The organism is Leifsonia sp. 22587 (assembly GCF_052044215.1).
Classification (GTDB): Bacteria; Actinomycetota; Actinomycetes; order Actinomycetales; family Microbacteriaceae; genus Leifsonia; species Leifsonia shinshuensis_C.
The window spans coordinates 664,699-677,525 of sequence record NZ_JBQENB010000001.1 but is presented as its reverse complement, the minus strand read 5'-3'; the positions used below and the strand labels follow the sequence as shown (position 1 = coordinate 677,525).

Sequence of the window (12,827 nt, the reverse complement as noted above, 5' to 3'; positions counted from 1 at the left end):
GGACGCATCCCGCCACCGGCCGCGTCTTTTCGCGGGTACGTTAGACAGTGTTCAGCCGGGCGGCACCGTTTGTTAACCTGCTCTCGCGAACATGCATACGGGGCCAGAAGGTCCCGACATCCCGCGTGCCCGCGCACGCCAGGAAGGACCCCACCCCATGCGCGAAGTCTTCCAGCAGGAGCTGGCGGAGGTTCAGGACCGGCTCGTCGAGATCGCCGAGCTCGTCGTCCTCTCCATCCGGAACGCCACGCAGGCGTTCAACGAGTCCGACGTGAGCCTCGCGGAGGACGTGATCGTCAACGACCACCGCATCGACGAGCTGACCGTCCTGCTCGACGAGCTGTCCATCCAGATCCTCGCCCGCCAGCAGCCGGTCGCCCGCGACCTGCGCATCGTGGTCAGCGCCCTGCGGATCAGCGCGTCGCTGGAGCGGATGGGCGACATGGCGGAGCACATCGCCCAGCTGGCGCGCTACCGCTTCCCCGACAAGGTCGTCCCGAAAAGCCTGCGCGGCACGTTCTCGGAGATGGGCCGCCTCGACGTGCAGATCGCCGAGAAGCTCTCCGAGCTGCTCCGCACGCAGGACCTGCGCCTCGCCGACGAGATCCGCAACGACGACGACGACATCGACGAGCTGCACATCAGCGTCTTCGACAAGGTGCTCGGCGAGACATGGAAGGGCCAGGCCGTCGACACGGTCGACGCGACCCTCGCGTCCCGCTACCACGAGCGCTTCGCGGACCACGCCGTCTCGATCGCGAAGAAGGTCCAGTACCTCGCGACCGGCGACTGGGCTCCCGAGCTCGCCTCATAATTCATCGCTTCCTCACTTTTTCCGCTCATTCGGCCCGAATTCGCGGATTAACTGAGGAAGCGATGGCTGCTTTCAGGGGCGCAGGGGGACGCGGGCGGCGACGGAGCGCGTGGAGTGGGGGGCGCGCGCGACGACGCAAAGGGCGGTGAGGAGGGCGTGCTCGCCGGGGTGCAGACGGCCGGAGCGCTGGTCGGTCACGTGGGGGCGGTAGCCGTCGCGGAGGTGGTGCTGGTCGCGCAGGACCACGTCGGCGGCTTCGAGGGCGTCGACGGATGCCGTGTGCAGCGCGTGCAGCGCCGGGGAGGCGCGCAGCACCGTCACGGGGACCGTGCGGTGCGCGCCGAAACGCTCCCGCGCTCCCCCGGTGACCGGGATCGGCGGGACACTCGGCAGAAGCGCGGCGACGCCTTCGGCGGAGAGCTCGGTCTCGAAGGGCGGCACGATGGTCACGTGCAACGGCCAGTCTGCGGCCGGGAACCGGTCCGGAAACACGTCGTCGCCGCGTCCCGGAAGGAACGCGACGACGACGAACGTGCTGGTCGTGACTACTTCTTGCCCTGCGCGGCGACCGCGGCGGCCCCGGCGGCGGCGGCCTCCGGGTCGAGGTAGTACGACGGCTCGAGCGGGGTGAAGTCCTCACCCAGCTTGTAGACCAGCGGGATGCCGGTGGGGATGTTCAGCCCGGCGATGTCCTCGTCGGAGATGCCGTCGAGGTGCTTGACCAGGGCGCGCAGCGAGTTGCCGTGGGCCGTCACCAGCACGGTCTTGCCGTCGGCGAGATCGCGCGTGATGTCCGACTCCCAGTAGGGCAGCATCCGCTCGATGACGTCCTTCAGGCACTCCGTGCGCGGCAGCTCGTCGCCGAGGCCGGCGTAGCGCGGGTCGCCGACCTGCGAGAACTCGCTGTCGTCGGGAAGCGGCGGCGGCGGTACGTCGAACGACCGGCGCCAGAGCTGGAACTGCTCCGGGCCGAACTTCTCGAGGGTCTCCGCCTTGTCGAGGCCCTGCAGGGCGCCGTAGTGGCGCTCGTTGAGGCGCCACGAACGCTCTACCGGGATCCACAGCCGGTCGGCCACGTCGAGCGCATAGTTCGCGGTCTGGATGGCGCGGGTCAGCACCGAGGTGTGCAGCACGTCGGGCGCCAGGCCGGAGTCGCGGAGCAGTTCGCCCGCCCGCTTGGCCTCGGCGACGCCGGTCTCGCTGAGACGGACGTCGACCCAGCCGGTGAACAGGTTCTTCTCGTTCCACTCGCTGCTGCCGTGGCGCAGGAGGATCAGGGTGTAGGGAGCGGCCATGTGCTCCAATCTATCGCCTCACGAGGATGCGGGCCTCCCGGCGGCCACGGGGCGGGCGACGGGGCCAGCGGCGGCGTCCCGCGTCCGCTGGCAGACTGGACGCATGGCATCCGGCGCCGTCGGCACCGTCACGCGGGGGACGACGAACACCAACCGGCTGCGCCGGGTCGACCGCTGGATCGCCGCGCAGCCGGAGCTCCGGCGCACCCCCGACCCGGTCGTCGTCGACCTCGGCTACGGCGCCAGCGGAGTCACTGCGCTGGAGCTGCATCAGCGGCTGGCGACCGTGCGGCCGGATGTCGAGGTCGTCGGCCTCGAGATCGAACCCGGACGGGTGCGCACCGCGAACGAGCAGCTCGAAGCGGTTCGCGCCGGCCGCACCGCCTTCGATCCGGACGCCCACATCCGCTTCGGCCTGGGCGGCTTCGAGGTGCCGCTGCCGGACAGCCGGAAGGCGGCGGTGATCCGGGCCTTCAACGTGCTCCGGCAGTACCGAGAGGTGGAGGTCGCGGGAGCGTGGGAGCGGATGCGATCACGCCTGCAGCCGGACGGCCTCCTGGTCGAGGGCACCTGCGACGAGATCGGGCGGATCGCCAGCTGGGTCGCCCTGGATGCGGCCGGTCCGGTCTCGCTCACCGTCTCGCTCCGTCTGCGCGGCCTGGACGCGCCGTCGGTGGTCGCCGAGCGGCTGCCGAAGGCGCTCATCCACCGCAACGTCCCCGGCGAGCGGGTGCACGCCTTCCTCGGCGAACTGGATCGCGCGTGGCGCATCCACTCGCCGCTCGCCGCCTACGGCCCCAGCCAGCGCTGGATCGCGGTGGCGCGCGGGATGCGCGACGCGGGCTGGCCGGTCAGCGGCGGCCCGCGACGCTGGCGGCTGGGCGAGCTGACGGTGGCTTGGGAGGCCGTCGCGCCGGCGGACTAGGCGCGCGGCGCGTGGTGCGCACGGCGCACGAGGCGCGAGCTACGCCCGCGGCGCCCGCGTCACCGCACCGAGCCGCGGCAGCCGCGGCACGTGCGCCTCGGCCCCCGCCTCCGGGGGCACCACGATCTCCTGCGCGGCCGTGACCGCGGTGCCGTCCGCATCCACCAGCAGTGTCGCCGACGGGTCGGTGGACCGCTTCACGACGGCCAGCGCGATCGGTCCGAGCTCGTAGTGCAGGGCGGTGGAGGTCACGGTGCCGACCTCCTGGCCGTCGAGCGTCACGGACGCTCCGGTCACCGGATGCACGCCCTCTGAGCCGTCGAGGTGCAGCATGACCAGGCGGCGCGGCGGGTGACCCAGGTTGTGCACCTTCGCCACGGTCTCCTGGCCGCGGTAGCAGCCCTTGCTCAGGTGCACGGCCGTGCGCAGCCAGTCGAGTTCGTGCGGGATGGTGCGCTCGTCCACCTCGGTGGAGAAGCGCGGACGCCAGGCGGCGATGCGCAGAGCCTCCGCCGCGACCGTGCCGGTCACGGCGAGCTCGCCGCTCGTCACGCGCGAGACCAGCGAGGGCAGGGCGTCGCGGGGCACCAGGCGCTCGCTCCACGTCCATCCCGCGCCGGGATGCTCGCCGCGCGCGTACTGGTGGCCGCCGGGGGCGACCTCGCGCCACGGGTCGTGCCAGATCAGCGGGACGCCGTTCGGTGCGGCGATCGGGAGGGGCGGGTCGCCCAGCGTGCCGATCGTCGCCAGGTCGGCGGTGCGGTCGGCCAGCTCGACGCGGAGCATGAAGCGCATCGAGGTCAGCCAGGCGAGCAGCCCCTCCGCCTCGGGACGGTCGACCAGCAGCCACACCGTGTCGCCGTCGTCGAGCACGCGGGCGGCGTGCTCGACGCGGCCCGTCACATCCAGCAGCAGGGTCTCGGAGGACTCGCCCGGCGCGAGACCCGTGAGCGCCTGGCTGGTCAGCGAGTTGAGCCAGCTCAGCCGGTCCGGACCCTGCACGGTGAGCACCGCGCGGTCGGACAGGTCGACGATGGCGCCGCCCTCGGCCAGCGCGCGCTGCTCGGCGAGCGGGCTGCCGTAGTGCGAGGGCACGCCGGAGCCGGTCAGGTCGACCGCGCCCGGCAGGTCCAGGAAGGGAGAGCGATCACTCATGAGCGCCTCACTCGACCTTGGCGAGGCGGGCGGAGGCGTGGGTGCGCAGCTCCTGCCCGAGGGCCGCGATGTCCCACGCCCACAGCAGGTGGTTCTCGACGAGACCGTAGAGGCGGGTGGCCGCGGTGTACTCCTTCGCCCCGGCCGTGCGCATCACGGCGTCGGTCGCGAGGTCGATCCGCGGTCCGGCCACCTGGCCGATGTAGATCTCGCTGACGCCGTCAGGGTGGATGATCGATACGTCGATGTCGAACGCCCCGTTCGAGTTGCGCAGGGTCTCCACCGACTGAGCCGTGTTGAAAGGACGGACGCCGCTGCCCGGCAGCATCGCCGGCCCCGGGTCGCCTTCGACCAGCGTGCGGTGCAGCCGCCAATAGCCGGTCTCGGCGGCGAGCGGCGTGCGCTCCTCGTCGAGGACCCACGACGTGGACGAGTAGTTGAGATAGCCGAGACCGTCGTGGCTGAAGCTGATCCGCTGACCGAACTCCCGCTCGGTGTGCTCCTCCTCGATCGCGTAATCGAGCACGCCGGTCCCCTCCCAGACGCCGATCAGCCAGGAGAGGGGGACCAGCTCGGCGGGAAGATCGGTGGGGATCTCGATCATGATCGACCGCGGATCAGCGCTGGCCGCGGAAGAGGTTGTACACCACCACGCCGGAGACGCCGAGGATGGCGAGCGTTGCGAGGCCGAGAAGGCCGATGAAGAAGAGTTCGAGAGCGACCAGCATGAACTCAGTCTAGCCGTCGCCCACCGACAGTCGAGCGGAGGCGCTCAGCGCATCCCGGATGCGAGGGCGAGGACCGCGCCGAAGAGGCCGAGCACCACGAAACTGCCGGTCAGCGTCGCCGCGAGGCGGGTGATGAAACCGTCCTTCTGCTGGGTCGCCAGCTGCGACACGAAGGCCAGCAGCGCGCACACCGCGAGTGCCAGCGACAGCCACGACGCGTAGCCGCCGGGATGCGCGAGAGCCGCGATCAGGATGCCGAGCAGCAGCGCCACCGCCCACACGGACCCGATGCTGAGCCGGGACGCCCAGCGCGGAAGCGGCGGCTCGGCCGGACCGGCCGCGGCGGCAGGGCCGAGCGCGTGCGGTGCGGGGGTCTCCGGGATGTCGTCGCTCACCCTCCCATTGTGCCCCGCCGGCCGGACGCCGGGCAGCCGGAAGTCGCTCCTCCCGTTTCCGGTAGCATTGCGGGACAGACGGATGAGGAGGAATGGGTGGCGCAACTTCTGATCCTCACGTCCGCGCCGGGTCCGTCCGCTTCCAGCGGCACCGGGTCGCTCGGGGCAGGACCGGGGTCGTCGGCTGCGGACTCCGCCGGGCCGGGCGCCGAGGTCCTTCCCGCGCTCGCGCTGCTCAGCCACCGCGTCCGCCAGATCCCCGCCGAGCCGGCGTCACTGGTCAACGCCCCGAGCTGCGACCTCATCTTCGTGGATGCGCGCCGCGACCTGGCGAGCGCGAAGTCGCTGTGCAAGATCCTCACCACCACCGGCGTGACGGTCCCTCTTCTTCTCGTGCTGACCGAGGGCGGCCTCACCGCCGTCAGCGCGGATTGGGGCGTGAGCGACGTCGTGCTCGACTCCGCAGGTCCCGCCGAGGTGGATGCGCGCATCCGGCTCGCCATCGGCCGCCAGACGCAGGAGCACTCGCAGTCCAAGATCCAGGCCTCCGGCATCACGATCGACGAGGCGAGCTACTCGGCGAAGGCGCACGGGCGGCAGCTCGACCTGACCTTCAAGGAGTTCGAGCTCCTCCGCTTCTTCGCGACCCATCCCTCCCGCGTCTTCACCCGTGAGCAGCTGCTCAGCGAGGTGTGGGGGTACGACTACTTCGGAGGCACCCGCACCGTCGACGTGCACGTCCGGCGGCTGCGCGCCAAGCTCGGCGACCTGGAGTCGCTGATCGGGACCGTGCGCAACGTCGGCTACCGGTTCAACGTCTACGAGGACGAGAACGACCGCCTCCCCACGTCCGTCCGTCCCTGACGGCGAATCCCTCCACAGGTTCCGTTTATCCACCGTTTACCGGTGGCCGTCCCCGGTGTCCGCCCGCGGTGCCATGATGGAGCAATGGACGAGCGGACGACTCTGGAGAACGGCCTTCTTGACACAGGGCTGGGCGGGAGCCTGGGCAGCGACTTCGACGACGACTTCGCCCCTTTCATCTACGAACCGGATCCGACGCTGCCGGACGACCGCTACCTCGACCGCGAGCTGAGCTGGCTCGCCTTCAACCAGCGCGTCCTCGAACTCGCGGAAGACCCGCTGCTCCCGGTGCTCGAGCGGGCGAACTTCCTGGCGATCTTCGCCAGCAACCTCGACGAGTTCTTCATGGTCCGCGTCGCGGGCCTCAAGCGCCGCATCGCCACCGGGCTGGCCGTGCCCACCAACGTCGGCCGCGCCCCGCAGGAGGTGCTGGCCGACATCTCCGAGAAGGCGCACGAGCTGCAGCTGCGGCACGCGCGGGCGTACCACGACCTCGTGCTGCCCGCGCTGCGCGACGCCGGGATCACCGTCGCCACCTGGGACGAGCTGGACGACGCCGACCGGTCGCAGATGCGCGACATCTTCTCGCAGCAGATCTTCCCGGTGCTGATGCCCCTCGCGGTCGACCCGGCGCACCCGTTCCCCTACATCTCCGGGCTCTCGCTCAACCTCTCCGTGCGCGTCCGCAACTCGCGCACCGGCAAGGAGCAGTTCGCCCGCCTCAAGGTGCCGCAGATGCTGCCGCGGTTCGTGCGCATCGACCAGCGCGAGGGGCTCGGGCAGGTGCGGTTCATCATGCTGGAGGACCTGATCGCCAACCACCTCGGCGACCTCTTCCCCGGCATGGAGATCCTCGATCACCACGTGTTCCGCGTGACGCGCAACGAAGACGTGGAGATCGACGAGGACGAGACCGAGAACCTCATCCAGGCGCTGGAGCGCGAGCTGCTCCGCCGGCGGTTCGGTCCGCCGATCCGGCTCGAGGTCACCGACGACATGGACGCGGTCACCCTCGGGCTGCTGGTCCGCGAGCTCGACGTGAGCGAGCAGGAGGTCTACCGCCTTCCCGCGCCGCTCGACCTGGGCGGCCTGTTCGACCTCGCCAAGATCGACCGGCCCGACCTGCATTACCCCAACCACGTGCCCACCACTCCGGCGCAGCTCATGCCGAGCGAGCCGAATGCGAAGCCCGACATCTTCGCCGCGATCACCCGGCAGGACGTGCTGGTGCACCACCCGTACGAGTCGTTCGCGACGAGCGTCCAGGCCTTCCTCGAGCAGGCGGCCGCCGACCCGCACGTGCTGGCCATCAAGCAGACGCTGTACCGCACCTCGGGCGACAGCCCGATCGTGGAGGCGCTCATCGACGCCGCCGAGGCCGGCAAGCAGGTGCTCGCCCTGGTCGAGATCAAGGCGCGCTTCGACGAGCAGAACAACATCTCGTGGGCCCGAAAGCTCGAGAAGGCCGGCGTGCACGTCGTCTACGGGCTCGTCGGGCTGAAGACGCACTGCAAGCTCGCCCTCGTCATCCGCGAGGAGAAGGGCGTGCTGAAGAGCTACAGCCACATCGGCACCGGCAACTACAACCCCAAGACGTCGCGCATCTACGAAGACCTGGGGCTGTTCACCGACGACGACCAGGTCGGAAAAGACCTCACGCGCCTCTTCAACGAGCTCTCGGGGTATGCGATCGAGAAGAAGTTCAAGCGCCTGCTCGTGGCGCCGCTCCACCTGCGCAAGGGTCTGCTCAAGCGCATCGACACCGAGCGGATCAACGCCGAGGCGGGGCGTCCCTCCGGCATCCGGATCAAGCTCAACTCCATCGTGGACGAGGCGATCATCGACGCGCTCTACCGCGCGAGCCAGGCCGGCGTCCCCGTCGACCTCTGGGTGCGCGGGATCTGCGGCGTCGTGCCCGGGCGCGAGGGTCTCTCGGAGAACATCAGGGTCCGGTCGGTGCTCGGCCGGTACCTCGAGCACTCGCGGGTCTTCTCGTTCGTGAACGGCGGCGAGCCGCAGGTGTTCATCGGCAGTGCGGACATGATGCACCGCAACCTCGACCGTCGCGTCGAGGCGCTCGTGCGCCTGTCCGACCCGGACCACCTGCGCGAGCTGGAAGCGCTCTTCGACCTCGCCTTCGACGAGCGCACCGCGACCTGGCGGCTCGACGAGGACGGCGTCTGGACGCGCCACCACCTCGACGCCGACGGCAAGCCCCTCGTCGACCTCCAGAGCAAGCTGATCCAGCAGTACAGCCACCGTCCGCGCAGCACCCGCACGGGAACGAGGCGGTGAGCCCGGCCATCTACGCCGCGGGTGCACTCTGCTGGCGGGTGGTCGACGACCGAATCGTCGTGCTCGTCGTGCATCGCACCAAGTACGGCGACGTGACCATCCCCAAGGGCAAGGTGGACCCGGGCGAGACGCTCCCACAGACGGCCGTCCGCGAGATCCACGAGGAGACCGGCCTGCGGATCGGCCTCGGCGTGCCGCTCGGCGTCTCCACGTACCCGCTGAGCAGCGGGCGCGAGAAGATCGTGCACTACTGGGCCGCGGAGGTGAGCGACAAGGCCATCGAGCGGTCGACGTTCGTTCCCAACAGCGAGATCGCGGCGATCGAGTGGGTCACCATCAAGAAGGCGCGCGGCTACCTGACCTACGAACGCGACGTCGAGATCCTCGACGCGTTCGATTCCCTGGTGCACCAGGGCATCACCTCCACGTTCGCCCTGATCGCCCTGCGGCACGGCAAGGCCGAGCCGCGCGACCGCTGGAACGGTTCCGACGCGTCCCGTCCGCTCACCGAGCGCGGCGTGAAGCAGGCGGCCGGCGACGTCGCGACGCTCGAGGCGTGGCGGCCGAAGCGGATCGTGACGAGCGACGCCGTGCGCTGCGTCACCACCGTGGCTCCGCTCGCCGCAGCGACCGGCATCAAGCCGCACCGCGATCACGGCATCAGCCAGGACGCCTACGAGGAGGGCCAGCCGGAGGTGCGCCGCGTCGTCGGCAAGCGCATCCGCTCCCGCAAGACCGCCGTGCTCTGCAGCCACGGCCCGGTGCTGCCGGAGATCATGCGCGAGATCGCGCTCGCCACCGGCACCATGCCGGGCGGGTACCTCAACGATGCCGCCGACCTCGACACCGGTGGCTTCTCCGTGGTCCACCTCTCGGCGACGAATCCGGCCTCGGGCATCGTCTCGATCGAGACCTACGCGCCGGTCGAGGACCGCCAGGCCGGCTGATTCCGCCGCGGATTCACAGGACCGCGCAGGCAAGAGAACACCCCGCGTTAACCTCCCGTTTACCACTGCGGGGGACTCTGGACAGACACCGGGAATAGCGTCTCACGCGGGTCGCACCGACCCCGTCCTGTTGTTACTGATCCCCGAAGGGACAACTGTGAATCTCAAGCGCATCGGCGCTCCCGTGGCGCTCCTCGCCGCCGCCGCCATCAGCCTCACCGCGTGTGCGGCGAACGAGGGCAGCACCCCGTCGACCACGACGGCCGCCGCGAAGAACTACTCCGGCACGCTGAACGGCATCGGCTCGTCCGCCCAGGGCGCGGCGCAGACCGTCTGGGCCGCCGGCTTCCAGCAGGCCAACCCGAAGGCCACCATCAACTACGACCCGCAGGGCTCCGGCGCCGGCCGCAAGAGCTTCATCTCGGGCGCGGCCGACTTCGCCGGCTCGGACGCAGCGCTGAAGACCGAGGAGCTCGCCTCCACGTTCGCCGGCTGCGCCGCGGACAGCAAGGGCATCGACCTCCCCGTCTACATCTCCCCGATCGCCATCGCGTACAACGTCGACGGCGTGAAGGACCTCAAGCTCGACGCCGACACCATCGCCGGCATCTTCTCGGGCAAGATCACCACGTGGGACGACGCCAAGATCAAGAGCCAGAACTCGGGCGCCTCGCTCCCGTCGGCTCCGATCACCGTCGTGCACCGCTCCGACGACTCGGGCACCACCCAGAACTTCACCGAGTACCTCGCGGCGAACGCCCCCACCGTCTGGACCGCTCCGGCCTCCCAGACCTTCCCGTTCCAGGTCGGTGACGCGGCCAAGGGCACCTCGGGTGTCGCGGACGCCACCAAGAACGCGAAGAACTCCATCACCTACATCGACGAGTCGGGTTCGGCCGGGCTGAGCATCGCCCAGCTGAAGGTCGGCGACAACTACGAGAAGATCAGCGCCGACGGTGCTGCAGCCGTGGTCGCCGCCTCCCCCATCGCCGACGGCCGCGAGGCCAACGACCTGGCCATCCAGATCGACCGCAAGGACACCACGAAGGGCGCCTGGCCGCTCGTCCTGGTCTCCTACGTGATCGCCTGCCAGGAGTACAAGGACGCCAGCAAGGCGGACCTGGTGAAGGGCTACGTGGACTACATCATCTCGAGCGACGCCCAGAAGGCCGCCGCCGAGCAGGCCGGCTCGGCCCCGCTGTCGAGCGACCTGGCCGCGAAGGTCTCCAAGGCCGCCGCCAGCATCAAGTAACACTCCACCGCTCGGCCTGGGCTGCACACCGCAGCCCGGGCCGAGCGGCGCTCCCCTTTCAGCCGCAAGGCGCACCCGATGAGAGAAAGCCAGGAATGACCGCCGGAACCGCAGGAGCCATCAGGCCCAAAGCGAAGGTCCGCCTCGGCGACCGCGTCTTCTCGACCGCCACCGTCGTCGCCGGGTCCCTGATCCTCGCCACGCTCGCCGCGGTGGCGGCGTTCCTCGTCATCCAGAGCATCCCGGCCCTGTTCGCCGGCGCGGGCGAGCTGCCCAACAACGCCACGAACTTCTGGTCGTGGGTCTGGCCACTCGTCTTCGGCACCATCTGGGCGGCGCTCATCGCCCTGCTGATCGCCACGCCGCTCTCCATCGGCATCGCCCTCTTCATCTCGCACTACGCCCCGCGCCGCGTCGCCGTCGTGCTGGGCTACATCATCGACCTCCTGGCGGCCGTTCCGTCCGTCGTCTTCGGCCTCTGGGGCATCGCGACGCTGGCGTCGTTCGTCCAGCCGTTCTACGTCTGGCTCGGTGACAACCTGGGCTGGATCCCGCTCTTCGCTCCGCCGGTCTCCGGCACGGGCCGCACCATCCTGACCGCCGGCCTCGTGCTCGCCGTCATGGTGATCCCGATCATGACCGCCATCTGCCGCGAGATCTTCCTGCAGACCCCGCGCCTCCACGAGGAGGCCGCACTCGCCCTCGGCGCGACCCGCTGGGAGATGGTGAAGATGGCCGTCCTGCCCTTTGCGCGCAGCGGCATCGTCTCGGCCATCATGCTCGGCCTCGGCCGTGCCCTCGGCGAGACGCTCGCGATCGCCATGGTGCTCTCGCCCGCGCTGATCGTGAAGTTCGCCGTGCTGCAGGCGCAGAGCCCGAACACCATCGCGGCGAACATCGCCCTCCAGTTCCCCGAGGCGACCGGCCTCGGCGTGAACGCGCTCGTAGCGTCCGGCCTCGTGCTGTTCGTCGTGACGCTGCTGATCAACGTGCTCGCCCGCTACATCGTCAGCCGCCGCAAGGCCTTCTCTGGAGCGAACTGATGGCCACCACGACCGCCGCCGCCGTCCCGCGCCCGCTCACCAACTCGTACACCGCGGGCAAGCTGCCCCGCTGGACCCCGTGGGTGCTGCTCGTCGCATCCTGGGCCGTCTTCGTCGCCATCTTCGCCATCCTGGCCGCCAGCCGCGCGACCGACGGCTTCAACATCGTCGGGGCCATCTTCTTCGGCACGGTGCTGTTCGACGTCGCCATCTACGTCACCTCGCTGCTCGTCGAGGGCTCGCGCAAGGCGATGGACCGGCTGGTCACCTCGCTGGTCGCGACCGCGTTCATCATCGCCCTGCTCCCCCTGATCTCGCTGGGCTGGACCGTCATCGCGCAGGGCCTCGCCCGCTTCGACGTCGCCTTCTTCTCCGAGTCGATGCGCAACGTCATCGGTGCGGGCGGCGGCGCCCTGCACGCGATCGTCGGAACGCTGGAGATCACCCTGATGGCGGCCGTCATCTCGGTGCCGATAGGACTGCTCACCTCGATCTACCTGGTCGAGTACGGGCGCGGGATGCTCGCCCGCGGCATCACCTTCTTCGTCGACGTGATGACGGGCATCCCCTCGATCGTCGCCGGCCTCTTCGCCTACGCGCTGTTCGCGCTCTTCTTCGGCCCCGGCATCCGCAACGGCTTCATGGGGTCGGTCGCGCTGTCGGTGCTGATGATCCCCGTGGTCGTGCGCTCCAGCGAGGAGATCCTGCGGATCGTCCCCAACGAGCTGCGCGAGGCCTCCCTCGCCCTCGGCGTGCCGAAGTGGCTGACCGTGCTCAAGGTGGTCCTGCCGACCTCGATCGCGGGTCTGGTGACCGGCGTCATGCTGGCCATCGCCCGCGTCATCGGCGAGACCGCACCTCTGCTGATCGTCGCCGGCTTCACCACGAGCATGAACTACGACCTCTTCAACGACCGGATGATGACCCTCCCCGTCTTCGTCTACACGCAGTACACGCAGGCCGCCGGTCTCCACGCTCAGGCGTCGATCGACCGCGCCTGGACCGGCGCTTTGGCCCTGATCATCATCGTGATGGTGCTCAACCTGGTCGGCCGCATCATCGCCAAGGTCTTCGCCCCCAAGTACGGCCGCTGACCCCGGCCCGCACCCGAAAG

13 protein-coding genes are annotated in these 12,827 nt (G+C 70.0%); 8 read left to right on the top strand and 5 right to left on the bottom strand.

The window, feature by feature from the left end; genetic code table 11:
• Positions 1–157 precede the first annotated feature (157 nt).
• Positions 158–814, top strand: coding sequence for a phosphate signaling complex protein PhoU (gene phoU, locus ACTJI1_RS03370; protein WP_310130692.1), 657 nt, complete (start codon positions 158–160; stop codon positions 812–814).
• A gap of 72 nt (positions 815–886) precedes the next feature.
• Here phoU and ACTJI1_RS03365 read toward each other — a convergent pair whose 3' ends face one another.
• Positions 887–1,306, bottom strand: a complete 420-nt coding sequence (locus ACTJI1_RS03365) for a 2'-5' RNA ligase family protein (RefSeq protein WP_440741536.1) — start codon at positions 1,304–1,306, stop codon at positions 887–889.
• Between the two features lie 53 nt (positions 1,307–1,359).
• Positions 1,360–2,109 carry a phosphoglyceromutase gene (locus tag ACTJI1_RS03360; protein WP_310130694.1) on the bottom strand — a complete coding sequence of 250 codons (750 nt, stop codon included), beginning with the start codon at positions 2,107–2,109 and terminating at the stop codon, positions 1,360–1,362.
• A 103-nt stretch (positions 2,110–2,212) separates the two neighbouring features.
• Between ACTJI1_RS03360 and ACTJI1_RS03355 the strand changes: the two genes are divergently transcribed.
• The gene (locus tag ACTJI1_RS03355) at positions 2,213–3,034 is read left to right on the top strand and encodes a class I SAM-dependent methyltransferase (protein ID WP_440741535.1); all 822 of its coding nucleotides are present in this window, start codon (positions 2,213–2,215) and stop codon (positions 3,032–3,034) included.
• Between the two features lie 39 nt (positions 3,035–3,073).
• Here the strand turns inward: ACTJI1_RS03355 and ygfZ are convergent, their stop codons facing one another.
• The 3 genes from ygfZ to ACTJI1_RS03340 form a co-directional block, all read right to left on the bottom strand.
• The gene (gene ygfZ / locus ACTJI1_RS03350) at positions 3,074–4,189 is read right to left on the bottom strand and encodes a CAF17-like 4Fe-4S cluster assembly/insertion protein YgfZ (RefSeq protein WP_440741534.1); all 1,116 of its coding nucleotides are present in this window, start codon (positions 4,187–4,189) and stop codon (positions 3,074–3,076) included.
• Positions 4,190–4,196: 7 nt separating this feature from the next.
• The gene (locus ACTJI1_RS03345; protein WP_310130701.1) at positions 4,197–4,793 is read right to left on the bottom strand and encodes an FABP family protein; all 597 of its coding nucleotides are present in this window, start codon (positions 4,791–4,793) and stop codon (positions 4,197–4,199) included.
• Positions 4,794–4,961: 168 nt separating this feature from the next.
• Positions 4,962–5,312 (bottom strand): hypothetical protein, encoded by a 351-nt coding sequence (locus tag ACTJI1_RS03340; RefSeq protein ID WP_440741533.1) that lies wholly within the window; start codon positions 5,310–5,312, stop codon positions 4,962–4,964.
• A 96-nt stretch (positions 5,313–5,408) separates the two neighbouring features.
• Between ACTJI1_RS03340 and ACTJI1_RS03335 the strand changes: the two genes are divergently transcribed.
• The 6 genes from ACTJI1_RS03335 (at position 5,409) to pstA (ending at position 12,807) form a co-directional block, all read left to right on the top strand.
• On the top strand, positions 5,409–6,176 hold the full coding sequence (locus ACTJI1_RS03335; RefSeq protein ID WP_396427080.1) for a DNA-binding response regulator: 768 nt from the start codon (positions 5,409–5,411) through the stop codon (positions 6,174–6,176).
• Between the two features lie 84 nt (positions 6,177–6,260).
• A complete protein-coding gene (locus ACTJI1_RS03330; protein ID WP_310130705.1) occupies positions 6,261–8,471 on the top strand; it encodes an RNA degradosome polyphosphate kinase in 2,211 nt (736 codons plus the stop codon).
• Positions 8,468–9,418, top strand: a complete 951-nt coding sequence (locus tag ACTJI1_RS03325; RefSeq protein ID WP_310130707.1) for an NUDIX hydrolase — start codon at positions 8,468–8,470, stop codon at positions 9,416–9,418. The genes ACTJI1_RS03330 and ACTJI1_RS03325 overlap by 4 nt, the downstream gene beginning before the upstream one ends.
• Before the next feature lie 157 nt (positions 9,419–9,575).
• Positions 9,576–10,670: a phosphate ABC transporter substrate-binding protein PstS gene (gene pstS, locus ACTJI1_RS03320; protein ID WP_310130709.1), complete on the top strand. Its 1,095-nt coding sequence runs from the start codon at positions 9,576–9,578 to the stop codon at positions 10,668–10,670.
• 95 nt (positions 10,671–10,765) lie between these two features.
• Complete coding sequence (gene pstC / locus ACTJI1_RS03315) at positions 10,766–11,713, top strand: phosphate ABC transporter permease subunit PstC (RefSeq protein WP_440741532.1); 948 nt, start codon at positions 10,766–10,768, stop codon at positions 11,711–11,713.
• Positions 11,713–12,807: a phosphate ABC transporter permease PstA gene (gene pstA, locus ACTJI1_RS03310; protein ID WP_310130715.1), complete on the top strand. Its 1,095-nt coding sequence runs from the start codon at positions 11,713–11,715 to the stop codon at positions 12,805–12,807. Before pstC ends, pstA begins: the two co-directional genes overlap by 1 nt.
• The last annotated feature ends 20 nt before the right edge of the window (positions 12,808–12,827 follow it).

What these genes read in the sequence shown, in the direction of transcription:
- phoU (WP_310130692.1), top strand. Translation starts at nt 158, where the DNA reads ATGCGCGAAGTCTTCCAGCAGGAGCTGGCGGAGGTTCAGGACCGGCTC.
- ACTJI1_RS03360 (WP_310130694.1), bottom strand. Translation starts at nt 2,109, where the DNA reads ATGGCCGCTCCCTACACCCTGATCCTCCTGCGCCACGGCAGCAGCGAG.
- ACTJI1_RS03355 (WP_440741535.1), top strand. Translation starts at nt 2,213, where the DNA reads ATGGCATCCGGCGCCGTCGGCACCGTCACGCGGGGGACGACGAACACC.
- ygfZ (WP_440741534.1), bottom strand. Translation starts at nt 4,189, where the DNA reads ATGAGTGATCGCTCTCCCTTCCTGGACCTGCCGGGCGCGGTCGACCTG.
- ACTJI1_RS03345 (WP_310130701.1), bottom strand. Translation starts at nt 4,793, where the DNA reads ATGATCGAGATCCCCACCGATCTTCCCGCCGAGCTGGTCCCCCTCTCC.
- ACTJI1_RS03330 (WP_310130705.1), top strand. Translation starts at nt 6,261, where the DNA reads ATGGACGAGCGGACGACTCTGGAGAACGGCCTTCTTGACACAGGGCTG.
- pstC (WP_440741532.1), top strand. Translation starts at nt 10,766, where the DNA reads ATGACCGCCGGAACCGCAGGAGCCATCAGGCCCAAAGCGAAGGTCCGC.
- pstA (WP_310130715.1), top strand. Translation starts at nt 11,713, where the DNA reads ATGGCCACCACGACCGCCGCCGCCGTCCCGCGCCCGCTCACCAACTCG.